The 23737-nt window shown below is 43.8% G+C and carries 23 protein-coding genes and 1 pseudogene; 17 read left to right on the top strand and 7 right to left on the bottom strand.

Going from position 1 to position 23737, the window contains the following annotated elements:
• The first annotated feature begins 7 nt into the window (after nucleotides 1–7).
• The 9 genes from ACPD8L_RS16610 to ACPD8L_RS16570 all read left to right on the top strand — a co-directional run bounded on the left by ACPD8L_RS16610 (nucleotide 8) and on the right by ACPD8L_RS16570 (nucleotide 9143).
• Nucleotides 8–580, top strand: coding sequence for a YceI family protein (locus tag ACPD8L_RS16610; RefSeq protein WP_423944729.1), 573 nt, complete (start codon nucleotides 8–10; stop codon nucleotides 578–580).
• Nucleotides 581–821: 241 nt separating this feature from the next.
• Complete coding sequence (locus ACPD8L_RS16605; protein ID WP_423944727.1) at nucleotides 822–2219, top strand: anthranilate synthase component I family protein; 1398 nt, start codon at nucleotides 822–824, stop codon at nucleotides 2217–2219.
• A gap of 2 nt (nucleotides 2220–2221) precedes the next feature.
• Nucleotides 2222–2788 carry an anthranilate synthase component II gene (locus ACPD8L_RS16600; RefSeq protein WP_421808910.1) on the top strand — a complete coding sequence of 189 codons (567 nt, stop codon included), beginning with the start codon at nucleotides 2222–2224 and terminating at the stop codon, nucleotides 2786–2788.
• Nucleotides 2789–2875: 87 nt separating this feature from the next.
• Nucleotides 2876–3871: an anthranilate phosphoribosyltransferase gene (gene trpD / locus ACPD8L_RS16595; RefSeq protein ID WP_423944724.1), complete on the top strand. Its 996-nt coding sequence runs from the start codon at nucleotides 2876–2878 to the stop codon at nucleotides 3869–3871.
• Nucleotides 3872–3956: 85 nt separating this feature from the next.
• Entirely contained in the window at nucleotides 3957–4742 is a 786-nt protein-coding gene (gene trpC, locus ACPD8L_RS16590) for an indole-3-glycerol phosphate synthase TrpC (protein ID WP_423944721.1), read from the top strand.
• Nucleotides 4743–4849: 107 nt separating this feature from the next.
• The gene (locus tag ACPD8L_RS16585) at nucleotides 4850–5581 is read left to right on the top strand and encodes a phosphoribosylanthranilate isomerase (protein ID WP_423944719.1); all 732 of its coding nucleotides are present in this window, start codon (nucleotides 4850–4852) and stop codon (nucleotides 5579–5581) included.
• Entirely contained in the window at nucleotides 5578–6759 is a 1182-nt protein-coding gene (trpB, locus tag ACPD8L_RS16580; protein WP_423944716.1) for a tryptophan synthase subunit beta, read from the top strand. The genes ACPD8L_RS16585 and trpB overlap by 4 nt, the downstream gene beginning before the upstream one ends.
• A gap of 92 nt (nucleotides 6760–6851) precedes the next feature.
• The gene (gene trpA, locus ACPD8L_RS16575) at nucleotides 6852–7613 is read left to right on the top strand and encodes a tryptophan synthase subunit alpha (protein WP_423944713.1); all 762 of its coding nucleotides are present in this window, start codon (nucleotides 6852–6854) and stop codon (nucleotides 7611–7613) included.
• A 33-nt stretch (nucleotides 7614–7646) separates the two neighbouring features.
• A complete protein-coding gene (locus tag ACPD8L_RS16570) occupies nucleotides 7647–9143 on the top strand; it encodes a M20/M25/M40 family metallo-hydrolase (RefSeq protein ID WP_423944711.1) in 1497 nt (498 codons plus the stop codon).
• On the opposite strand, the pseudogene ACPD8L_RS16565 reads toward ACPD8L_RS16570, so the two are convergent.
• The 5 genes and pseudogenes from ACPD8L_RS16565 to ACPD8L_RS16545 form a co-directional block, all read right to left on the bottom strand.
• Nucleotides 9130–9837 (bottom strand): annotated as a pseudogene (locus ACPD8L_RS16565) (uracil-DNA glycosylase family protein). The gene ACPD8L_RS16570 and the pseudogene ACPD8L_RS16565 overlap by 14 nt on opposite strands.
• A 35-nt stretch (nucleotides 9838–9872) precedes the next feature.
• Nucleotides 9873–12419, bottom strand: coding sequence for a phosphoenolpyruvate carboxylase (locus ACPD8L_RS16560; protein WP_423944709.1), 2547 nt, complete (start codon nucleotides 12417–12419; stop codon nucleotides 9873–9875).
• Between the two features lie 171 nt (nucleotides 12420–12590).
• Entirely contained in the window at nucleotides 12591–13352 is a 762-nt protein-coding gene (gene yaaA, locus ACPD8L_RS16555; RefSeq protein ID WP_293302479.1) for a peroxide stress protein YaaA, read from the bottom strand.
• An 88-nt stretch (nucleotides 13353–13440) separates the two neighbouring features.
• Complete coding sequence (locus tag ACPD8L_RS16550; RefSeq protein WP_293302482.1) at nucleotides 13441–14469, bottom strand: RluA family pseudouridine synthase; 1029 nt, start codon at nucleotides 14467–14469, stop codon at nucleotides 13441–13443.
• Nucleotides 14470–14471: 2 nt separating this feature from the next.
• Entirely contained in the window at nucleotides 14472–15059 is a 588-nt protein-coding gene (locus tag ACPD8L_RS16545; RefSeq protein WP_116217501.1) for a PASTA domain-containing protein, read from the bottom strand.
• Between the two features lie 78 nt (nucleotides 15060–15137).
• Between ACPD8L_RS16545 and ACPD8L_RS16540 the strand changes: the two genes are divergently transcribed.
• The 5 genes from ACPD8L_RS16540 to ACPD8L_RS16520 all read left to right on the top strand — a co-directional run bounded on the left by ACPD8L_RS16540 (nucleotide 15138) and on the right by ACPD8L_RS16520 (nucleotide 20890).
• Nucleotides 15138–16112, top strand: coding sequence for a D-alanine--D-alanine ligase (locus ACPD8L_RS16540; RefSeq protein ID WP_423944705.1), 975 nt, complete (start codon nucleotides 15138–15140; stop codon nucleotides 16110–16112).
• Between the two features lie 32 nt (nucleotides 16113–16144).
• Entirely contained in the window at nucleotides 16145–16603 is a 459-nt protein-coding gene (coaD, locus tag ACPD8L_RS16535; protein ID WP_116217499.1) for a pantetheine-phosphate adenylyltransferase, read from the top strand.
• A 199-nt stretch (nucleotides 16604–16802) separates the two neighbouring features.
• Nucleotides 16803–18638, top strand: coding sequence for a PAS domain-containing sensor histidine kinase (locus tag ACPD8L_RS16530; RefSeq protein ID WP_423944702.1), 1836 nt, complete (start codon nucleotides 16803–16805; stop codon nucleotides 18636–18638).
• Nucleotides 18625–19038, top strand: a complete 414-nt coding sequence (locus ACPD8L_RS16525) for a response regulator (RefSeq protein ID WP_293302492.1) — start codon at nucleotides 18625–18627, stop codon at nucleotides 19036–19038. The genes ACPD8L_RS16530 and ACPD8L_RS16525 overlap by 14 nt, the downstream gene beginning before the upstream one ends.
• A 43-nt stretch (nucleotides 19039–19081) precedes the next feature.
• Nucleotides 19082–20890 carry a M14 family metallopeptidase gene (locus tag ACPD8L_RS16520; protein ID WP_423944699.1) on the top strand — a complete coding sequence of 603 codons (1809 nt, stop codon included), beginning with the start codon at nucleotides 19082–19084 and terminating at the stop codon, nucleotides 20888–20890.
• On the opposite strand, the gene ACPD8L_RS16515 is transcribed toward ACPD8L_RS16520, so the two are convergent.
• The gene (locus ACPD8L_RS16515) at nucleotides 20887–21486 is read right to left on the bottom strand and encodes an NUDIX hydrolase (protein WP_421808901.1); all 600 of its coding nucleotides are present in this window, start codon (nucleotides 21484–21486) and stop codon (nucleotides 20887–20889) included. The two genes, ACPD8L_RS16520 and ACPD8L_RS16515, sit on opposite strands and share 4 nt — an antisense overlap.
• 7 nt (nucleotides 21487–21493) lie before the next feature.
• Here ACPD8L_RS16515 and pyrE point away from each other — a divergent pair, with 7 nt between their 5' ends.
• Both pyrE and ACPD8L_RS16505 read left to right on the top strand, forming a co-directional pair.
• Entirely contained in the window at nucleotides 21494–22132 is a 639-nt protein-coding gene (pyrE, locus tag ACPD8L_RS16510) for an orotate phosphoribosyltransferase (RefSeq protein WP_116217496.1), read from the top strand.
• A gap of 8 nt (nucleotides 22133–22140) precedes the next feature.
• Nucleotides 22141–22539 (top strand): SRPBCC family protein, encoded by a 399-nt coding sequence (locus tag ACPD8L_RS16505; protein ID WP_293302501.1) that lies wholly within the window; start codon nucleotides 22141–22143, stop codon nucleotides 22537–22539.
• Here the strand turns inward: ACPD8L_RS16505 and ACPD8L_RS16500 are convergent.
• On the bottom strand, nucleotides 22533–23276 hold the full coding sequence (locus ACPD8L_RS16500; RefSeq protein ID WP_293302505.1) for a biotin--[acetyl-CoA-carboxylase] ligase: 744 nt from the start codon (nucleotides 23274–23276) through the stop codon (nucleotides 22533–22535). The two genes, ACPD8L_RS16505 and ACPD8L_RS16500, sit on opposite strands and share 7 nt — an antisense overlap.
• An 82-nt stretch (nucleotides 23277–23358) precedes the next feature.
• On the opposite strand from ACPD8L_RS16500, the gene rsfS reads away from it, so the two are divergent.
• Nucleotides 23359–23736, top strand: coding sequence for a ribosome silencing factor (rsfS, locus tag ACPD8L_RS16495; protein WP_116217494.1), 378 nt, complete (start codon nucleotides 23359–23361; stop codon nucleotides 23734–23736).
• The last annotated feature ends 1 nt before the right edge of the window (nucleotide 23737 follow it).

Raw genomic sequence — 23737 nt, 5'->3', positions numbered from 1 at the left:
CACAATCATGAAAAAGACAGTTTTAAGCTTGGTATTGACCACAATCATCGGTGCATCCGCAATGGCAAACCCCATTGAAAAGGAAACCAAAACCGTTAAGGCCGAAGAAAGCAGTGTAACCTGGAAAGCCTATAAAGTTGCCGGTTCCCATACCGGGACCGTAAAATTGCAATCCGGTGCCTTGGAGTTCAACGGCGAAAAATTGGTTGGTGGTGAGTTTGTGGTAGACATGACCTCCATAAACACCACTGACCTCGAAGGTGATTATAAAAACAAACTGGACGGGCACTTGAGCTCTGCAGATTTTTTTGCCACTGACAGCAACCCCACATCAAAATTGGTGTTCACCAAAGTAAAATCCTCGGGAAAAAATAGCTATGAAGTTACCGGTGATCTAACCATTAAGGGCATTACCAAGCCCGTTACCTTTGATGTATCCATTTACGGAGATAAGGCCACTGCCACTTTAAAAATTGACAGGACCAAATACGATGTAAAATACGGATCGGGAATCATTGGAACAGCCAAAGACAAATTGATCTATGACGAATTTGATTTAGTAGTTGATCTACAGATGTAATCAGCTCCTGTTTAGTGTGTGGAAATCCCGTTTGAGACTGTCTTGGACGGGATTTCCAATTTTAAAACAAATCTTTGTTTGCTGGTTAAATTTTCCTTTCTATATTTGAAGCAATGAATCACAGAATTGCAAATACTTGGTGGTGGATCAACTTACTTCGAAAGTCGTGAGCTAAGTCCCCATTATAATCATACAAGAGGCTTGTCATCACGACAGGCCTTTTTTAATTTATAGAATCAACATGAGTTACACCCTCGAGACACATTACAAAAAAATCCTGGCAGACACCATTACCCCGGTGAGCGTCTACCTGAAAATTAGGGACAAATTTCCCAACAGCATCCTTTTGGAAAGTAGCGATTACCATGCCAACGACAACAGTTTTTCGTATATCTGCTGCAATCCCATTGCCTACATCAAAGTGGAGAACGAAACCATAACCCAACGGTTTCCCGATGGCTCCAAAGATATTACCCCGATCACACCCGAAACCGATGTCACTGAGGTGATACACAACTTCGGGCAGCAATTTTCGGTGACCCAAAACGGGTTCAAGTTTATAAATAATGGGCTTTTTGGCTATATGGCCTACGATGCGGTCCGCTATTTTGAGGATGTGGAGATCTCGAAAAAAGAGGATTCCGTCAGCATTCCGGATATCTACTATGCCGTTTATCAGAACATCATTGCCATAAACCACTTTAAGAACGAAGCCTATCTTTTTGCCCATTGCTACAAAACCCAAAGCAATGTGGATGAGATAGAACAACTTTTCAATGTTCGGAACTTTGCTTCCTACAATTTTATCAAAGAAGGCGAACCCAAATCCAACCTGAAAGATGAAGACTACAAGGCCCATGTGGAACTGGCCAAAAAACACTGTCAACGCGGCGATGTGTTCCAATTGGTTTTGTCCCGAAGGTTTATCCAAAAATTCAAAGGGGATGAATTCAATGTATATCGTGCGCTACGCTCCATCAACCCCTCCCCTTACCTCTTCTATTTTGATTATGGCAACTTTAAAATCTTTGGCAGCTCGCCCGAAGCACAATTGATCGTAAAGGACGGCAAAGCCGAAATCCATCCTATTGCCGGCACCTACAAACGTACCGGAAACGATGAAAAAGATGCCGAACTGGCCAAACAATTGGCCCAGGACGATAAGGAAAATAGCGAGCATGTGATGTTGGTGGATTTGGCTCGAAACGACCTTAGCCGCAATGGAAATACCGTAAATGTGGACACCTATCGGGAGGTGCAATATTTCTCCCATGTAATCCATTTGGTATCGAAGGTGACTGCGGAAAAAAAGCAGGACATCACCACCATGAAAGTGGTGGCCGATACCTTCCCTGCGGGAACCTTGAGCGGTGCACCCAAGCATATGGCCATGCAACTCATTGAAAAGTATGAAAAAACAAGTCGGGCGTATTATGGAGGTGCCATTGGCTTTATGGATTTCAAGGGTAATTTTAACCATGCCATCATGATCCGCACCTTTTTGAGCAAAAACCATGAGCTGCACTACCAAGCTGGGGCAGGATTGGTGGCTGCATCCAACCCCGACGACGAACTACAAGAAACCTATAACAAACTGGGCGCATTGAACAAAGCCCTTGAAATTGCAGAAACCATCTGATCATGGGAAGAAAGATTTTAATGATAGACAACTACGATAGCTTCACCTATAACCTGGTGCACTATTTGGAAGATTTGGATTGTGAGGTTACTGTAAAACGGAACGACCAGCTTACCTTGGATGAAGCGGAACCCTTTGACCTTATAGTATTGTCTCCTGGGCCCGGGATTCCAGATGAAGCCGGACTGCTCAAGGAAATCATCAAGACCTATGCCCCTACCAAGCGAATTTTTGGTGTTTGTCTGGGGCAACAGGCCATCGGTGAAGTGTTTGGAGGGAGCTTGATCAACCTCGATCAGGTATACCACGGAGTGGCCACCACCATCACAGTGACCCAAGACGACCCCATTTATAAAGGATTGCCCAAAGAACTCCAAGTGGGAAGATACCATTCTTGGGTGGTGGACTCCAATCTACCCGAGGAACTGGAAGCCACATCGGTGGATGAAAACGGACAGATCATGTCGCTTCGCCATAAAAAGTACGATGTGACCGCCGTGCAGTTTCACCCAGAGTCTGTACTCACACCAGAAGGAAAACAAATGCTAAAAAATTGGTTAAACAGTTGATTGTTTATGTCATTCCCGCGGAAGTGGGAATCCAAAATGATTCAAAAAAATAGATTCCTGCCTTCGCAGGAATAACAAGCAAAGAAGATGAAAGAGACATTAAATAAACTTATCAATCACGAGATACTGCCCAAGGAAGAGGCCAAACAGATTTTGGTGAACATTGCCAAGGGTGATTACAACACCTCTCAAATTGCGGCATTCCTTACCGTGTATATGATGCGAAGCATCACCATTGAGGAACTGGAAGGCTTCCGGGATGCCCTCTTGGAACTTTGCTTGGCCGTGGATCTATCCGATTACGACCCCATCGACCTGTGCGGAACGGGCGGGGATGGTAAGGACACCTTCAATATCTCTACACTGGCTTCGTTTGTAACAGCTGGAGCCGGAGTAAAAGTGACCAAGCATGGTAATTATGGGGTTTCCTCAAAATGTGGAAGCAGTAATGTCATGGAATTTTTGGGCATCAAATTCAGCAATGAGGCCGATTTCTTAAAGAAATCCATTGAGGAAGCGGGTATCTGTGTACTGCATGCCCCTTTGTTCCACCCCGCCATGAAAAATGTGGCCCCCATCCGAAGGGAACTCGCTGTAAAGACCTTTTTCAACATGTTGGGGCCCATGGTAAATCCCGCTTTCCCTAAAAACCAGATGGTGGGTGTGTTCAATTTGGAACTGGCACGGATGTACGGCTACCTGTATCAGAACACCGATAAAAAGTTCACAGTACTCCATGCCTTGGATGGGTATGACGAAATTTCCTTGACTGGAGACACCAAAACCATTTCAAACAACTCAGAAAGCATGTTGACCCCTGCGGATTTTGGTGTGACCAAAATTTCACAATCAGAGATCACCGGAGGTGAGGATATTGCTGCATCGGCACAGATATTTTTGGATGTATTGAACGGTAAAGGTACCGAAGCACAGAACAATGTGGTCTGCGCCAATGCCGGAGTGGCCATCGCCACCGTGGAAAGCATCACCCCAAAGGCCGGTTTTGAAAAAGCCAAAGAAGCTCTGTTGGGCGGTAAGGGATTGGAAGCTTTGAAAAAATTGCAGGAATTGAGTAAAAACTAGCTGTCATGTCGAACGAATGTGAGACATCTCTACAAAAAAGATTTCTCAATCACTTCGTTCATTTCTAAATGACAAATAACAACTTATGAACATTCTAGATAAAATAGTAGCCGATAAACGCAAGCAGGTCGATTTAAAAAAATCATTGATCACTCCCTCACAATTGGAACAATCCGTATTGATGGAACATACCTCCGTCTCCTTGGCCGCTGCCTTGCGAAACAGTAGCACGGGAATCATTGCGGAACACAAACGACGTTCACCTTCCAAATCGGTCATCAACCAAAGTCTGAATGTACAGGATGTGGCCATGGGGTATGAAACGGCCGGTGTATGCGGCATGTCGGTTTTGACCGATGGCAAATATTTTGGAGGCTCTTTGGACGATTTGATCTTGGCCCATGCTGCGGTGAACATTCCCCTGCTTCGCAAGGAGTTCATTATTGACGAATACCAGATATTGGAAGCAAAGGCTTATGGTGCCGATGTGATTTTGCTCATTGCCGCCATTTTGACCCGGGAAGAAATCAAATCCTTTTCGGAAATGGCAAAAAGTCTGGGCTTGGATGTGCTCTTGGAAATACACAATGAAGAGGAACTGCAAAAATCCATCATGCCCAGTCTGGACATGCTTGGGGTAAACAATCGGAACCTCAAAACCTTTGACGTAAGTTTGGAGACCAGCAAATCCCTTTCGGAACAGATTCCCAACGATTTTGTAAAGGTTTCTGAAAGTGGCATCAGTTCGGTAGAAGCCATAAAGGACCTCCGGACCTATGGTTACCAAGGTTTCTTGATCGGGGAGAATTTCATGAAAACGGATGATCCCGGAAAGAGTGCAAAGGAATTTATAAATGAATTAAATAGATAAGGTCATTTCGAACTGTCAGATTGAGCGCAGTCGAAATCAAAGTGAGAAATCTGATCTGAGATTCCTCAATCACTTCGCTCATATCGGAATGACAAAAAAAGCAAACTATGAAACTAAAGGTCTGCGGAATGAACCAAAACCCCCTAGAGGTGTCCCAATTGCAACCCGACTATCTGGGTTTTATTTTCTGGGAACCTTCTGCACGCTTTTTTGAAGGCAACATGCCCAATGTACCCAAATCCATCAAAAAAGTAGGGGTGTTCGTGGATGCCCCTTTGGATGAAGTTTTGGAAAAAGTTGCACCATATCAATTGGATGCCGTACAACTTCATGGCAAGGAAAGTGTTGCTTATTGCGAGGAATTAAAATCCAACTTTTTGTCATTTCGAGCGCAGTCGAGAAATAAAAAAGTATCCGATAAAAATGAGGTCTTCTCGAAATCCTTCGGGACGCTCGACCTGACAAGTATGGAAATCATCAAAGTGTTTTCCATCAAGGACGATTTTGATTTCTCCATTTTGAAAGATTACGAAGCGGTATGCGATTATTTCTTGTTCGACACCAAAGGCAAACTGCCCGGTGGGAATGGCTACACCTTTGACTGGTCCATCTTGGAAAACTATCCATCTACCAAACCCTTCTTTTTAAGTGGGGGCATTGGTTTGGAATCCGTGGAAAAATTGAAAGAATTCATGAACAGTCCGGCCTCCACATACTGTTACGCCATCGACGTCAACAGTAGATTTGAGACTCAACCTGGACTAAAGAACATAGCGTCATTGAAAGCGTTCCAAGAAGCGCTCAACGACCATTTACAACTTAAAACCAATAACGAATGACGTATCATGCTGATGAAAGGGGCTATTATGGTGAGTTTGGGGGTGCCTATATCCCAGAAATGCTCTACCCCAATTGCGAGGAACTCCGGCAAAACTACCTCCGTATCATGGCGGAGCCTTCCTTTCAGGAAGAATTCCATCAATTGTTGAAGGATTATGTGGGCCGGCCCACTCCACTCTATTTTGCCAAACGCCTTTCCGAAAAATACAACACCAAAATCTATCTGAAACGGGAAGATTTGTGCCATACTGGGGCACACAAGGTCAATAACACCATTGGTCAGATTTTGATGGCCAAAAAATTGGGCAAAAACCGAATCATTGCCGAGACAGGCGCCGGTCAGCATGGAGTGGCCACAGCCACCGTCTGTGCACTGATGGGCATCAAGTGTGTGGTGTATATGGGTGAGATTGATATTGCCCGACAAGCCCCCAATGTGGCCCGCATGAAAATGTTGGGAGCCGAGGTACGTCCGGCACTATCGGGCAGTAGAACCTTGAAGGATGCTACCAACGAGGCCATCCGGGATTGGATCAACAACCCGGTGGACACCCATTATATTATCGGTTCGGTAGTGGGACCCCACCCCTACCCAGACATGGTGGCCCGGTTTCAGTCCGTGATTTCTGAAGAGGTCAAATCCCAGCTTCAGGAAAAGGAAGGTCGTGAAAATCCAGATTATGTAGTGGCCTGTGTGGGAGGTGGAAGCAACGCCGCGGGAGCCTTCTATCATTATTTGGATGAACCTGAGGTAGGCATCATTGCCGTTGAGGCTGCCGGGAAAGGCATCCATTCCGGGGAAAGTGCCGCCACCTCAGCACTTGGTAAAGTAGGGATCATTCATGGCAGCAAGACCTTGTTGATGCAAACAGCGGATGGGCAGATCACGGAACCTTACTCCATTTCCGCCGGACTGGACTACCCAGGTGTTGGACCACTGCATGCCCATCTATATGTTTCGGGAAGAGGTGAATTTATTTCCATTACCGATGATGAGGCCATGAAGGCAGGATTGGGACTTTGTGAATTGGAAGGCATTATTCCCGCTATAGAATCGTCCCACGCACTCGCCATTTTTAAGGATAGAAAGTTCAAAGAGGACGACATTGTTGTGGTGAACCTATCCGGACGAGGCGACAAGGACCTACAGAATTATATTGATTATTTCAACCTATAAGGACCAATGTCATTCCTGCGAAAGCAGGAATCCAATGCTAGATTGAAAATGGACTCAGCATCAGGTGCGGAATGACAAAAACAAAGCTTAACATGAACAGAATCAAACAAAAACTACAAGAGGATAAAAAGATTCTCTCCATCTATTTCACTGCGGGTTATCCCCAGTTGAACGATACCGTAAAAGTCATCCAGGATCTGGAGAAAAACGGGGTGGACCTTATTGAAATTGGATTGCCCTTTAGCGATCCCTTGGCGGATGGACCTACCATTCAGGAAAGTTCCACCATCGCCCTAAAAAATGGGATGCATACCGAACTGCTCTTTGAGCAACTCAAGGATATACGGGAAACCGTTTCCATTCCCTTGATCATCATGGGCTATTTCAATCCGGTTTTTCAATACGGGGTGGAGGCCTTTTGTCAAAAATGTCAGGAAATAGGAATTGATGGGCTTATTTTGCCTGATTTGCCCTTGGATGTCTACCAAGAGGAATACGAACCTATCTTTAAAAAATATGGATTGATCAATGTGTTTTTGATCACCCCCCAAACCAGTGAGGCACGGGTTAGGGCCATTGACAAGGCTTCGGACGGATTTATTTACATGGTGAGCTCTGCGAGCACCACTGGGGCCAAATCGGGTTTTGGGACCGAACAGACCCAATATTTTAATCGTATTGCCTCCATGGAACTGAACAATCCCCAAATTGTGGGCTTCGGTATCAGTAATTCCGAAACGTTTGATCAAGCCACCAAAAATACCAAAGGAGCAATCATTGGTTCGGCCTTCATCAAACACTTGACCCAAAATGGAGTTGAGCAAATCGGTGATTTTGTAAATCAAATTCGTTAATTTTCGTGTTCAAAAAACAACCCGAGAATTACTATGAAAAAAGCTGTCTTTTTCCTTTTTACCATATGCTCCTTTTCTGTTTTTGCACAAGATGAAGTGACCATAAAAAGTCAAGTGGCCCAAGCCATTACAGAGCTTAGGGATTTCATTTCCATTCCCAATGACGCCCTAAATGCCGATGACATTGATGACAATGTGCTTTGGCTCAAGCGAAAATTCAGTGAGCGTGGCTTTAACACCGCAGTGTTGGAAACCGAAAACATGCCTTTGTTCTTTGCGGCTTTACCCATTGAAGATGATAAACCTACCATGCTCATCTATATGCATTTTGATGGGCAGTCCGTGGACCCTTCCAAATGGGACCAGCCCAATCCGTATGAAGTTGTATTGAAGGCGCCGGATGGGGATGGGTTCAAGACGGTTTCTTTTGATGAATTGGATGATGACATCAACTATGACTGGCGACTTTTTGGGCGTTCCACTTCGGATGACAAATCGCCCATAGTCATGTTGTTGAACACCATCGACCTGCTTAAAAAAGAAGGGGCACAAATTCCGTTTAACGTCAAGGTCATTTTGGACGGTGAGGAAGAAAAAAGCAGTAAACCTTTACCCAAGGCCGTAAAACAATATCGTGAATTGCTGGAGGCCGATTTCTTGGTCATTGCCGATGGTCCTGTACATGCTTCAGGAGACCCTACTGTGGTCTATGGATGTCGCGGCATAACCACACTTACCCTAACCACCTATGGCCCGGTAAAGCCACAACATAGTGGCCATTATGGGAATTATGCACCCAATCCAGGCTTTCAATTGGCCCAGTTGCTGGCCAGCATGAAAGACGCCCATGGCAAAGTGACCATTTCTGGATATTATGATGGCATCTCCATAGATGAGCCCACCATGGCCATATTAAAGAGTGTACCGGATAGCGATGCGGAGATTTCGGATAAACTACAGTTCAAATCTGCTGAACAAGTAGGTGGCTTTTACCAAGAGGCCTTGCAATATCCCTCTTTGAACATCCGTGGGATGGGGTCGGGTTGGATCGGGGAAAAAGCCCGAACCATTGTTCCGGAAAGTGCCACAGCAGAGCTTGACCTTCGTTTGGTAGTGGAAACTGACGGTAATCGGCTGAAGAAATTGGTGAAAGACCATATTGCCCAACAAGGCTATCAGGTCTTGGACCACATACCCACCAAGGCGGAACGAATGGCCCATGAAAAAGTGGTCACAGTGACCGAAGAAAGTGTCACCGATGCCTTCCGAACTGATTTGGACAACCCCTATGGCCAGTTTTTAGTGAATACTTTAAAGGATACTTTTGGAAAGGATGTCATTCAAATCCGGACCACGGGAGGAACAGTCCCCATTGCCCCCTTTATCAACGAATTGAAGATTCCCGCATTCATTGTTCCCATGGTAAACCCGGACAACAACCAGCACAGTCCCAATGAAAACTTGAAAATTGGGCAGTTAGCGTACGGCATCAAGACTTTTTATGGGATACTTACCACTAAGATGGACTAAAAAACTCCCTATACTGCATGACCCTGAAATCAACCGTGTTGAATTCAGGGTTCTTATTTTTAAGTTGTTTGTACAGGAGTAAGCTGCCTACAGCTCGGTTAGCCGCCCCAGAAGGAGCTGTCAGGGATACCGTCTTAATAGTTCTCGACTGCGCTCAAACTGACAATGAACTTGAAATGACAGGCAATTCCAGCTCATGAATTCTTGGCACCTCATTGGATATTACTTTCAATTTTAAATTGTGTTCTTTCAATAGTCTCCTGAAAAAGTATTCCGGACCATTCTTACTGTTCCCGCCTGTAAACAAAAGGGTTTCAATATTGGGGTATTGTCGTAAATACCCCAACATATCCCGAAGTACCACGTTCTGCATCCCCAAATCCGAGGCATCTATTTTTTCCCGCTCCGCACTATGGACAATATCACAGACCCCTATTCCCTGTTCCAACAAGAAGGTTTTACGCTGTTCAATAGCTTCTACGGTGGTTTCATATTGGAGTCCCAAATTGAAAATACGGTCCAAAATGGGCCATAACTGCCCATTGCAGCTTCCGTAACAGAAATCCACATCCTCCGGTCTTAATTCCCCAGTAGTGAAACGCGGTGGTGGCAAAGTGCCCACAATCAATTTCGTGGCCTCTGGAAACAGGAAGGGCTCATAAGGATGGGTATGCAGAAATGGCTTTGAATTCAATACTCCATATTTTGAACCCAAAAAAGGGCTAAGCCTTAGGCCGAGTTCCTACTCGCGTTAATGTTACCGTATAGTGATCGCGTCACTATCTTTTCATACAACTCCTTGAATTCCGAGTTTTGGGTGATGTGGTACAACGCATTTTGTTGAATGACCAACAAAGGCAATACAATCTTCTCCCTGATCTTAACGGATTCCCTGGAAACCTCTTCGTCCTCCATCAAAATCTTTTGTCCGGAAATCTGAAGTAGCATTTTTTGGGACAATTGGAATTCACTGTACAGAATGTCCCAGAACTCACCAAACTCTGGATCTTCCTTCATGTAGCTGGTCAGGTCAAAATTGGTTTTGGCCAAGGACATCATACTGTTGTGCATCAACGCCCTAAAAAATGGCACCTCCTTGTACAATTTTTTGATTTCGTTGAGCTTGCCCTCTTGTTTCAGTTGTTGAATGGCCGTCCCCAATCCAAAATAGCCAGGGACATTCTGTTTCAACTGGCTCCAAGACCCCACAAAAGAGATGGCACGTAAATCGGATAAGGTGAGTTGTTTTTTATTCCCCCGTTTGCCGGGTCTACTACCAATATTGGCCTTGGTATAATATTTTAAAGTACTGCGATGCTCCAAATACGGAATGAACTTTTCATGCTGTTTCAATGCATCGTATTTGTTGAAACTCAATTCTGAAAGTTCCTCTATCAATTTGCGTTGGGCCGCCGTAATGGTGTGCTCCTTTCCAAAAAGGTTATTGCGCAGACCAGCGGTGAGCAACTGTTCGGAATTGTGTTTGAACTGCTCTTTGGTACCATAGGTACTGGTTATGGTCTGACCTTGAATGGTAAGTTGAATCTCATGGTTGGCCACATCCTTGGTCTGGGCGGCATAGAACCTGTGGGTCTTTCCTCCTCCTCGCGCCGGTGGTCCACCCCTACCATCAAAGAAAATGGCTTTAATCCCATTCTTCTTACATACCTTGCTCAGGGTTTCCTTGGTCTTGAGAATGGACCAGTTGGCCTTGAGGTAGCCCCCATCCTTTGTGCCGTCCGAAAAGCCCAACATAATGGTATGGGTCTCATTTCGTCTCTCCAAGTGCTCCCTATATTTTGGAATCTGGAACAAGGTCTGCATTACCTCTTCCGAAGCTTCCATCCCTTTCATGGTCTCGAATAAAGGGATGATATCAAAAGTGATGTCCTTTTCATCCCAACCGCTCCATCGGAATAGACCGAACACGAACAGAACGGCAAAAATATCCTCGGAGTTACTGATGATATACCGATTACAGCCTTCTTCCCCATTCTTCTTCTGGATATCCTTTAATTGTTGGATGTTCAGAATGGTATCTTTTACAATCTCCTCGTCGTAATCGTTGGGGTTGAGTTGCAAGTCCTTGTGAAGCAGCCATTGTACCAATTCCTCTTCCCGAAGCTCCTCAAGATTTTCCTTGATAGCACCTTGTTGCTTCAATATGGTTTCTATGACCAACTTGTGTTTGCTATGATCCTGACGGATATCCAAAGTGGCAAAATGTGTCTTGAAGATATGCACCTTATCAATCAAATGGTCCAAGCGGTCCAAATACAGCTCATGATATTCTGCCACCAATTTTTCCCTGATGCTATAGAGACTTTGTATGACCTCTTCATAGGCGATATGCACATCGGCATTGAACATGGCATTGTACAGCTTTTCGCTAAGCTGGTTGATGTCTTCTTGAAGCCCCTTGAACGTCAGCTTTTTTCTTAAATCCTTCAGCTCATTGTAATAACACTTCATAAGGGTGAGCCTCAACTCATCTGCAACCTTGCGGGTTATATCCGCAGTCACGTAAGGGTTTCCATCACGGTCACCACCGGGCCAAAAGCCCAGTTTGATAATGTTATAGTTCTCAAATTCGGCATCCCTAATATTACGCTTCACATATTGGTACAGTTCTCCAACCGCATCGTAATAGGTATTCCGTAAAATGTATATGATATTCTTGGCCTCATCCAAGGGAGTGGGTTTCTTGGCATTTACCAAAGAAGTAAGTCCCAATTGCTGCAAGGTCACATCAATATCGTAAATGCGATCATTGTCTATAAGCGAACGTAATTCTGCAATGATATCCAAAACGGCAGGCGTATAAAACTGGGTTGGGTGGGCCGTGAGTACAATCCTCGCACTAAAGGTAGACAGCTTTTTGGAGGCCTTGTCCCAATTCTTTGTACGGTTGACCAACTCAAAATAGTCCTTAATGGTCAATGAGTTGCTGTATTTTTGAAGCTCGGGAAAAGCAGAATCCTCAACACTATCGTACAATACCACTTGGCGCTCTACATACTGGATGATGCGGAACATCAAATCCAATCGCTCCTGTTCATCCTCAATTCCAGCAAAATTGGTAAAAAAGACCTCCAAAATTTCTTGGGGATCTTTTCCAGCCTTCAATCCCTTTTCACATTGATCCAGTAAAAGTGGAATGAGCATCCCCACATTTTCCACATTCTTGTAGGGTAGGCTCAAAAAGAGGCTGTTGTAAATATTGAACTTATTGGTAACCGATTTTTTAAATTCTTCTAACCGTTTGGACTGCTGCATGTAATTTCGGTATTTTTCTATTTAATTTGATTGAATTCCCAAAGGTCGTGATAAATGACAAACCTTGGGATTAAATTTAAGCGTATCACAATTTAGGAGATGTGCTCCATAAACTTAACACTTGGTAGTATCCTATCCAAAAAAAAGGAACTTTTCAAGGCCTTACAAGCCTTATCTCACAAATACGGGTTGGTTTTCCTTTAGGGTATGCTCCGCGCTGAACGTATAGCCATCATGATCAAAACCTTTAAGGTCTTCCAAGGTTTTGGCATCGCTGTCTATAATATACCGTACCATGGATCCCCTGGCTTTTTTGGCGAAAAAGCTAATGACCTTGAGCTTATCGTTTTTCCAATCCTTAAAAATTGGGGTGATGACCGGCACCTTGAGTTTCTTTTCATCCACAGCGCCAAAATACTCGTTACTGGCCAGATTGATGAACAGCTCATTATCTTCCAATTCACCGTTCAGATGATCGGTAAGCTCTTTTTTCCAAAACTCGTACAGGTTCTTTTTACGGCCAATTTTCAATTGGGTGCCCATCTCCAACCGGTAGGGTTGAATCAAATCCAAAGGTCTCAGCACCCCATAGAGTCCCGATAAAATCCGCAAGGTATCCTGCAATTTGTCAAGCTTTTTCCCTGGCAGGGTATAGACATCCAAGCCTTGGTAAACATCTCCATTGAAAGCGTATACGGCCGGTCTGGCATTTTCCGGGGTAAACGGAGGTGAAAATTGTTGATTGCGTTCCCAGTTCAACTCGGCAAGCTTATCTGAAATGGACATCAATTGCGATAAGGCTTTTGGCTTCTTTTTTTTCAGGATGGCGTTCAGCTTTTCGGACTGCTCCAAAAACTGGGGTTGTGTATATTGTGATGTGGGCAATGCTGTTTCAAAATCAAGCGACTTGGCCGGAGAAATAACAATTTTCATGGAAATTAATTTTCCGTAAAAATAACGAGGATTTTCCTTTTTTTCGCCTTACGGCCATGGGGTTTATCAATCTTAAGATTGAGGTAACCTATGATTCATGGTGCTTGGCATATCCGCGCCATTTTTCTATACAGTTGACCATGTCTTGGGGCAATTCAGATTCAAAACGCATAAACTCCCCGGTCTTGGGATGCTCAAACCCCAAGGTTTTGGCATGAAGGGCCTGCCTGGGAAGGGTCTTGAAGGCGTTTTCCACAAACTGTTTGTATTTGGTAAAAGTGGTTCCTTTCAAAATCTTATCTCCTCCATAACGCTCATCGTTGAAGAGTGTATGGCCAATGTATTTCATATGGACCCGTATCTGGTGGGTACGTCCCGTTTCCAGTTTGCAAGCAATCAAGGTAACATAGCCCAAACGTTCCAGCACCTTGTAATGGGTCACGGCCTCCTTGCCTTCATCCCCTTCAGGAAAAACCACCATCTGTAGTCGGTTTTTGGGGTTTCGACCAATGTGCCCTTCAACGGTTCCCTCATCTTCTTCCACATTGCCCCATACCAGGGCTACATACTCGCGTTCACTGGACTTTTCAAAAAACTGTTGGGCCAAATGGGTCATGGCCGCCTCGGTCTTGGCAATGACCAATAACCCAGAAGTATCTTTGTCAATACGGTGCACCAGTCCGGGACGTTCCGAACTATTATTGGGGAGATTGTCAAAATGATGGACCAAGGCATTGATCAAGGTACCTGAATAGTTACCATGACCGGGGTGCACCACCATGCCGGCCGGCTTGTTCACCACCAAAAGGGAGTCATCTTCATAGACAATATCCAAAGGAATATCTTCTGGGGTCAAGAGGAATTCATACGGGGGGTGCTCAAACATCACCTTGACCTCATCCCCTGCCTTTACCTTATAATTTTGCTTTACTATGGTACCATTTACCCAAATATGACCTTGCTTGGCGGCTTGTTGAATTTTATTTCGGGTGGCATTTTCAATGAAATTCATCAAAAACTTGTCCACACGCAAAGGGTCTTGGCCTTTTGATGCCACAAACCTGTGATGCTCAAAGAGGTCTTCCTGCGAAAGTTCTTGGTTGTCCGAATCGTCCATGACTATTGCGAATCTGCTTGTACGCGGGCACTACCGGGAATGGTTCCGTTGCCACAGATGAGTTCTACCTTGGAGGTCTTGGGCAACTTGTCCCCGGGTTTCACGTATTTCCCTTTAAACTTCATGTTGTAGACCATGTCTTTACCCAATTCGTCAATGTAGGTAACACGTTCCACATCCAATCCCACAGCCCTCAACATGGAGGCGGCGTTACGTTGGGTGACTTGGATGATATCCGGCACACTCACCTTTTTGTACCCAGATGGATTCACGGTGAAATATATTTTTCGGTTGGATTTGACCTTGTTTCCCGCGGGAGGGTCTTGATCCAAGATGGAAAACCTTGGGTAATCCGGATTGTAGTTGGAGGAGTCCAACACTTGATATCGCAATCCGGCCTCTTCAACAGCTTTTCGCATATCCATTACCGACATTTTGGAAAAATCGGGCACCTCCACAAACTCGCCATGGTTGGTGGTACTTTTAAGCCATTGCAACGCCAAAAAAACCAAAAGCACTGTGGCCACGACCGCTAGGCCCAATTGTATGAGAAAGGTCTTGCTTTTTAAAAATCCAAAAAAATGTTTCATGCGATATGCTTATGTGGACAAATATAGGAAAGCCAGTGCTTTTTTCTTTACTTTGGCATCGCGATATTCGACAAGCTGATGAAAAAAAACATTGCCATTATCATGGGCGGTTACTCCAGTGAACACGCCATATCCATAAAGAGCGGTAACGTGGTCCATAAGTATTTGGACAGAGAGCGATACAATTCCTATCGGATTGTGATCACCAAGGAAAAGTGGGTGTATCTGGATGATTCTAACAAGGAATTTCCTGTAGACAAATCTGATTTCAGTATTCAACCTGAAGGCGGGAAAATTGTATTCGAATGTGTTTTCAACGCGATTCATGGCACACCTGGTGAGGATGGACTGCTCCAAGCTTATTTTGAGCTATTGGGAATTCCACAAACTTCCTGTAACCACTATCAGTCTGCTTTGACTTTCAACAAGCGGGACTTGTTGAGTACCTTAAAGCCTTATGGCGTGCATTGTGCTACTTCATACTACGTGAACCATGGACAGGAAATCGATGAAGATGCCATCGTGGAAAAGGTTGGACTTCCCTGTTTTGTTAAGGCCAATAGGGCCGGAAGCAGTTATGGGGTCTCCAAGGTGTACCAAAAGACAGAGCTTACCAAAGCTTTATCAGCAGCTTTTAAGGAAGATGACGAGGTAATCATTGAATCTTTTTTGGACGGAACCGAAGTTTCCGTGGGAGTGATCACGTACAATAATGCCGTTACCGTGCTCCCCATTACGGAAATCATTTCAGAAAATGATTTTTTTGATTATGAGGCCAAGTACCAAGGGAAATCCAAAGAGATTACCCCGGCCCGGATATCCGAAACCCAAGAAGCCAACGTCAGGGCTTTGGCCGAATTTATCTATAAAACTTTGGGAATGAAGGGCTATACCCGTAGCGAGTTTATCTTTATTGGGGATGTCCCCCACCTTTTGGAGGTAAACACCACTCCCGGACTCACAGAGGAAAGTCTCTTGCCCCAACAGGCCAAGACGGCCGGTATTTCATTGGATCAATTATTTGACAGTGCCATTGTAGAGGCATTGCGATAGAAAATCTGTATTTTTAAGCAAACTTTCCCATCATGAGGCGCGCTATCTTTCCAGGATCTTTTGACCCACTTACCCTTGGGCATTACGATATCATCAAACGGGGCATTACCCTATTTGATGAATTGATCATTGCCATAGGAATCAATGCCGAAAAGAAGTACATGTTCTCCTTGGAGGAACGCACCCAATTCATCAAGGAGGCCTTTAAGGACGAGCCCAAGATCAAGGTACTCACCTACGAGGGCCTTACTGTGGATTTCTGCAAAAAAATTGGAGCGGACTTTATATTGAGGGGACTCCGCAATCCTGCAGATTTTGAATTCGAAAAGGCCATTGCCCATACCAATAGAAAACTCTCCGAGATAGAAACGGTCTTTTTATTGACCTCATCAGGAAAATCCTACATAAGCTCCTCCATTGTACGGGATGTTATTAGAAACGGTGGTGATTACACCGGATTGGTCCCCGAAACGGTAGTGGTAAAATCATGATAGTTTATCACTAAATCTTACAATTCCGCAACGTTTTTCCTAATTAAAGTCCCACAAAAAAACTTTCAAACCCTATTTTTTTTCCCAAAAACAACAGTTTCGGAACTTTTCACAACAAATAATTATTGATAAATGTCAATACCTATAAATTGGTCAGAAATTTCTTAATTACGAGAAGTTCCCCTAACGACCCCGTACATTGAAAGCAGTTGAACGAATTGCCCAACATTATTTGCTAAAGCAATTGCCCAAGGCAACCGCCTTTGCGGATACCAAAGGTATTTTGATGGATGCCTCGGATTCTTGGCTCGATATTTTTGATATTCAAGCCAAGTCCTGCATGGACATCAACATCTTTGAATTGTTTTCGGACATGGTCGAGAACATTGACCTGCAAGCATCTTTAAAGGACAGTACATCACACACCATAAGACACCACAAAACCACAGGTGCATCTGGGCAATGGTTTGAAAGCACCTTTTCCCCATGGTTTGATGAAAAGGAAAACTTGATGGGCACCATAGTGCAAACCGATGACATCACCCGATTGGTGGAAAAGGAACTGGAACTGGAAAGGGTGAACACATTGCTGCAGGCACAATCTGAAGTACTGAATGTTGGCAATTGGGAATACCATATTGAAACCGAACAACTGTACTGGAGCGAAGAAACCAAAAAAATCCATCAAGTACCTTTATCCTACCAACCCGAGGTAAGTGAGGCCATAGCCTTTTATAAACAAGGATATTCCCGCAACAAGATTTCGATGTTGTTCCATCAGGTAATGACCCAGGGAACCCCTTTTAACCAAAAGCTTCAAATAATAACTGCCAAAGGGGAAGAACGATGGATAAAGGCCGCAGGCAAACCCATTAAAAAGGATGGGGAGATCGTAAAAGTCTTTGGAACCTTCCAAGACATCCATGATAAGGTAATGGCCGAAACAAAGACCCGGGAAAATGAGCAATTGCTCCATACCCTGATCGATAATATTCCCTTGAACATTTTTGCAAAAGATCTGGATTCCAGAAAAATTCTGGTCAACAAGGCAGAATGTGAGTATCTGGGCAAGAAGCCCGAAGAAATGATAGGGAAATCCGATTTTGACCTATATGACCCTGAAGTTGCAAAGACATCACGGGATGAAGACCTTCAAGTTATCCGAACCCTAAAACCTATTTTGGGAAAAGAAACCATCAGCATAAAAAAAGATGGGGAGTACACCAATTTTTTAACCTCCAAAATCCCACTTTTTGATGATGAAGGCAAGATCAATGGGCTTATTGGCATCAGTATGGACATTACGGCCCTCAAGAAAAAAGAGGACCAACTGAGGAACCTTATCAATATTACCTCGGTACAGAACAAAAAGCTGATCAATTTTGCGCATATCGTTTCCCACAACCTTAGGTCCCATTCCGCGAATTTTTCAATGTTATTGGAGTTCCTTATCAATGAGGATGATGAAAGGGAAAAAGAGCATATCCTAAAAATGCTTTCACAAGCTTCTGACCGTCTTTTGGAAACCTTGGACAACCTGAACGAGGTCATCGACATCAACACCAATGTAAATCTGGAAAAGAGTCCGCTCAACCTCCATGACAACATTGTCAAGGTACAGCAAAGTCTATCGGCCCTTTTGGAAAAAAACCAAGTAGAGGTCATCAACCATGTTGACAAAGATCTTTGTGTTTCTGCCTGCAGCTCCTATTTGGACAGTATCATCGTAAATTTACTGACCAATGCAGTCAAGTACAAGAGCCCTGAAAGAAATCCCGTAATCACTATCAATGCCAAGAAGCACGACAAGTATGTGGTGTTCAGCGTTTCAGACAATGGTCTTGGAATTGATCTGGAACGGTACGGCGGCAAAATATTTGGACTATATAAAACGTTTCATAATAACAAGGATGCCCGAGGTCTAGGATTATATATCATCAAAAACCAAATTGAGGCCATGGGTGGTAGCATTACCGCAAAAAGTGAAGTAGATAAGGGTACAACATTCAATGTGTATTTTAATGAAGAAAGTTAACAGCATGTTTATTGTGGACGATGATCCCATAACTGTTTTTGGCATCAAAAAGATGCTGAAACCCGTTTGTATTTGTGACGATATCCAAATATTTGAAAATGGAAAGGAAGCGGTGGATGCCCTTAAAAAACGGATAGAAAACGGGGAGGACATTCCAGAAGTGATTTTTTTGGACATCAACATGCCCATAATGGATGGATGGGATTTTTTGGAAGAGCTCATTTCAATGGATATCAAGGAGCACATAACCATAAACATGATCACCTCATCCATAGACCCCTTGGATTACCAAAAGTGGACCGAATTCAAAAATAGATGCCCGCATGGTCTAAACTACAAGAACAAGCCTATTTTTAAGATAGAGATTTCGGACCTGGAAAGTATAGATTTGGCATCGTGACCATAATATTCCGTATTTTTAGGTTTACTAACAGCGTTTTTTAGTGGTATTGATCAATAAGGAATTTAGCATAGCACAAAAGTACATTGTCTTTTTTGCCCTACTTATCACCTGTCTGTCCTGTGAAAACCAAAAACAGGATGAGGCCGCTTCTTACCAAACTTTTTTTGAAGCTTCAAAAGGCAAGGAAACCGCGACTTACGAAGAAACCATTGCATTTTATATGCGATTGGCACGGGATTTCCCCCAAATCAACATACATACGATAGGCAGTACCGATAGTGGTTACCCATTACACATGGTCACCTTTAACCCCGATGGGGATTTTAACTTGGAGAATGTCCGAAAGGAAAAAGCCATTATCCTGATCAACAATGGTATTCATCCCGGAGAAAGTGATGGAATTGACGCCACCATGCTACTGTACAGGGACTTGGCCACCAAAGCACTGCCCAGTCCAAAGAATACCGTATTGGTCACCATACCCGTTTACAACATTGGGGGTGCCCTCAACCGAAATTCAACCTCAAGGGCCAACCAAAACGGTCCAAAGGAATACGGGTTTCGGGGCAATGCCCGTAACTACGACCTGAACCGGGATTTCATTAAAATGGATACCAAAAACGCCCAAGGTTTTGCCAGCATCTTCCACAGGGTAAAACCTGATGTCTTTGTGGACAACCATGTGAGCAACGGAGCGGATTATCAATATACCCTGACCCATTTGTTCACACAGCACAATAAATTGGGTGGAAATTTAGGGCAGTACCTCCATAAAGAATTTATGCCGGGACTGGAAAAGTCCCTGGCGGACAAAGAATGGGACATTACCCCCTATGTAAACGTCTTCAACGTTCCACCGGAAATGGGTTTTAGCCAGTTTATGGACCATCCCAGATACTCCACAGGCTACACCTCGCTTTGGAACACCCTTGGACTTATGGTGGAGACCCATATGCTAAAACCCTACGACCAACGTGTGGAAGGCACCTATCAGCTTATGGAAAGTCTTGTACAGCTGGTGGAAAAACAATACGACACCATCAAGGAGCTACGAAAACAGACCCATGAAGAGAACCTTGGACTTTCCCAGTATTATTTCTCCTGGCAGGTAGATACCACGCAAACCTCTGTACTACAATTCAAAGGATATGAAGCAGAACGCCTCTTGAGCGAGGTAACCGGACTTCCCCGTTTAAAATACGACCGGACCAAACCCTTTACCAAAGAAACCGTATATCGGAATTACTACTACCCAAAGGATACCATTACCGTGCCTGATGCCTACGTGGTCAAGAAAAGCTGGGAGAAGGTCATGGACCGATTGCAAGCCAATAACATCCGTTATTTTAGACTGGACAAGGATACTTCACTTACCGTCAACGGGTATAAAATCCTGGAGTATGAAACCCGTAAAAATCCTTACGAAGGGCATTATCCCCATTTTAATACCCAAGTGACCAGTTGCACTAAAATAGTCCATTTTAATGCGGGTGATGTGGTCATTCCCACCCATCAACCTGGGATCAGGTACATTTTGGAAACCTTGGAACCCCAAGGCGTGGATTCTTTTTTCAATTGGAACTTCTTTGATACGGTCCTCCAGCAAAAAGAAGGCTTTTCTCCCTATGTCTTTGAAGATGTAGCCAAGGATATGCTGGTGAAGGATTCCGTATTACGACAGAATTTTATGGCCAAGAAAGCATTGGATACGGAATTTTCAGAAAATTGGTATGCGCAATTGGATTGGTTGTTCCAACAGTCCAAATATTTGGAAGATGCCTATCTGAACTACCCGGTCTATCGTATTGAGAAAAATAGCGAAGCCTCAAAAATATTGGACCGGGACTAATCCCATTCCCAATCTTCAAACAGGATCTCAATATTGGCGTAAGAATTTTTCAAGGCCTTTTTGGTCTTTCTTCGGCCTTTCCATTTTACTTTGGATATGCCCTCCGATTTTTCAGCGACCAACTTGCCCGTAAACGAAGTGGACATTACAAACCAATGGGTTTCCTTCAAACGATATTCCCCATTTCTCTTAAAAATATGGTAGGTGGTTCGCAGAAACCGTTCAATGGCCAGTCCCGAAACACCGGTCTCTTCCTCAACCTCCCTAATGGCGGCATTTTCAACAGATTCCCCTTTATCCACTTTGCCCTTGGGCAGGTCCCATTTTCCATTTCGATAGATAAAGAGCACCTTGCCTTTTGGGTTAACGACAAATCCACCACCAGCCACCACCACAGGGATTTTATGGCGAAACATCTTTAAGATCTCGTCCCCATCGGGATGATAGAGATACGCTTTGTCCAGCTTCCCTTTGGCCAGTTTCTCTATAGCCTTTAAAATAGAATCACCATCCATGGAAAAAAGGCTTCCATTGGATTTATCCGGACGCTTGTTTGTTAAAATCAGTGGAGATTCATTTACAAAAACTTCATACATTTGCGCAATGGTTTTAGATAAGGGAATCGCAAAAAAAACAGCTGAACTGCTGTTACAAATTAATGCAATTAAGTTGGAACCCGAAAATCCGTTCACATGGGCTTCTGGGTGGAAATCCCCAATTTATTGCGACAACAGGGTCATGCTCTCCTACCCTGAAATACGGAATTTTGTACGGGAAGAGATGGCCAAACAAGTTGAAAACCTCTATGGCAAACCCGATGTGATCGCAGGTGTGGCCACAGGCGCCATTGGAATTGGCATTTTGGTGGCCGAAGCCTTGGGCCTCCCATTCATCTATGTCCGACCGGAACCCAAATCCCATGGAAGGCAAAACCAAATCGAGGGATATCTGGAACACGGCCAGAATGTAGTGGTCATTGAAGACTTGATCAGCACGGGAAAAAGTAGCCTGAATGCGGTCAAGGCCTTGAAAGAACAGGGTGCCCACGTAAAAGGTATGGTGGCCATTTTTACCTATGGTTTTCCAGTAGCCACGGACAACTTTGAAAAGGAAGATGTGGAACTACACACCCTTTCCGACTATGATCATCTCATAGAACAAGCTTCTGAAACACATTATATCAAAGAATCACAATTAAAAACCTTATTGCAGTGGAGGGTTGATCCACAGCAATGGAAATAAGCCAGAAAATGCACATTGAAGTCCCTAAAAAGAAAGTGGCCAAAAGTGGTAAGGAAGTTTTTGATTTTCTTTCCGATATCAAAAATTTTGAAACCTTGATGCCCAGTAATATTGACAAATTTGAGGTCTTGGATGAAAAAACCTTCAAGTTTGCCTTAAAGGGCATGCCAGAAATCACGCTAAGGTTGAAGGAGCAAATCCCCCATGAGAAAGTGGTTTTGGGAGCTGCCAGCGACAAATTGCCGTTTACCTTGACAGGTGATATTACTTCTTTGGGTGATCATGAAAGTGAAGTGGCGCTGAACTTTGAAGGAGAATTCAATGCCATGATGGCCATGATGATCAAATCGCCCATCACCAACTTCATGCAGACCCTATCCTCCAACTTGGATAAAATAGGTCAATAAAGCAGGGATACTTCTTTTAGGTCGTACTCCCTAAAAATATGGTCCTCCAACTCCAGGACAAGCTTCCCTGTTTCCGAAACACCCCGGATAAACCCCATAAACCTCTCCCCTTTGCTATTGGTGAACGTGGAGGGTTTGTCTTTTCGGAATAAATGCTGTTCGTACTCGGGAAGAAGCTCGGCAATGGTTTTGTCTTCAATATCCAATAAACGGTGTTTCATGCTATCCAAAATCAGATGTAATAGCTCATCCAAGTCAAAAACGCGGCCACTAATGGTATGCATGGATGCCGCCTTGTCCAAATTATCAAAAGAAGTTTGGTTCACATTAAGGCCAATCCCGATAATGGAATATTGAATTTCCTGACCTTTAAGAATATTTTCGATTAAAATGCCACATATTTTTGATGAACCTGACAGAATGTCGTTGGGCCATTTCACCCTGACATTGGGAAGATCCATGGTGTTCAGAACATCACAAACAGCCAAGGACACTGCAATGTTCAAATTGAACTGGTGCTCTGTCGAAAAAGAATTAAACTTTTTTAAAGCGCTGAAAGTAAGGTTTTTACCTTCTTCAGATTGCCAAGTAGCCCCCATTTGCCCTCTTCCTTTGAGCTGTTTTTTGGCGACGACCACGGTAAAATCCGAAGCATTTTTGGTCTGCAACAAATCCTTTAAATACTGATTTGTGGAGTCCGTGGCATCAAGTTTGATTATCCGTGATTGTTCTCCCAATGTGGTACGCCTTTATGATATGTTAAAATCTAAGGCTAAGAAAACAAAAAAAATATAACTTTGTAAAAACTAAAATTTTTGAATGCAGAAAACGAAAACTAGCGCAGATGAACTGATTGCCTTGATTTTACACGGGATTGAAGAAGTTAAAGGTGTTGACATAAATCTACTTGATCTTAGGGAAATCGAAAATACGGTCTGCGACTACTTCATCATCTGCAATGGTACTTCCAACACGCATGTAAACGCAATTGTTTCCTCTATCCAAAAAACCGTCAGCAAAGCCATCCATGACAAACCATGGCATGTTGAAGGTTCTGAAAACGCAGAATGGGTATTGATGGACTATGTAAATGTTGTGGTACATGTATTTCAAAAACACATCAGGGAATTCTATGACATTGAAGGACTTTGGGGAGATGCCAAGGTCACCATGGTGGAGAGCAGCTACAATTCTTAAA

Origin of the sequence: Flagellimonas algicida, from assembly GCF_049629585.1 — a bacterium.
Taxonomy (GTDB): Bacteria; Bacteroidota; Bacteroidia; order Flavobacteriales; family Flavobacteriaceae; genus Flagellimonas.
This window is presented reverse-complemented; position numbering and strand designations above follow the sequence as displayed.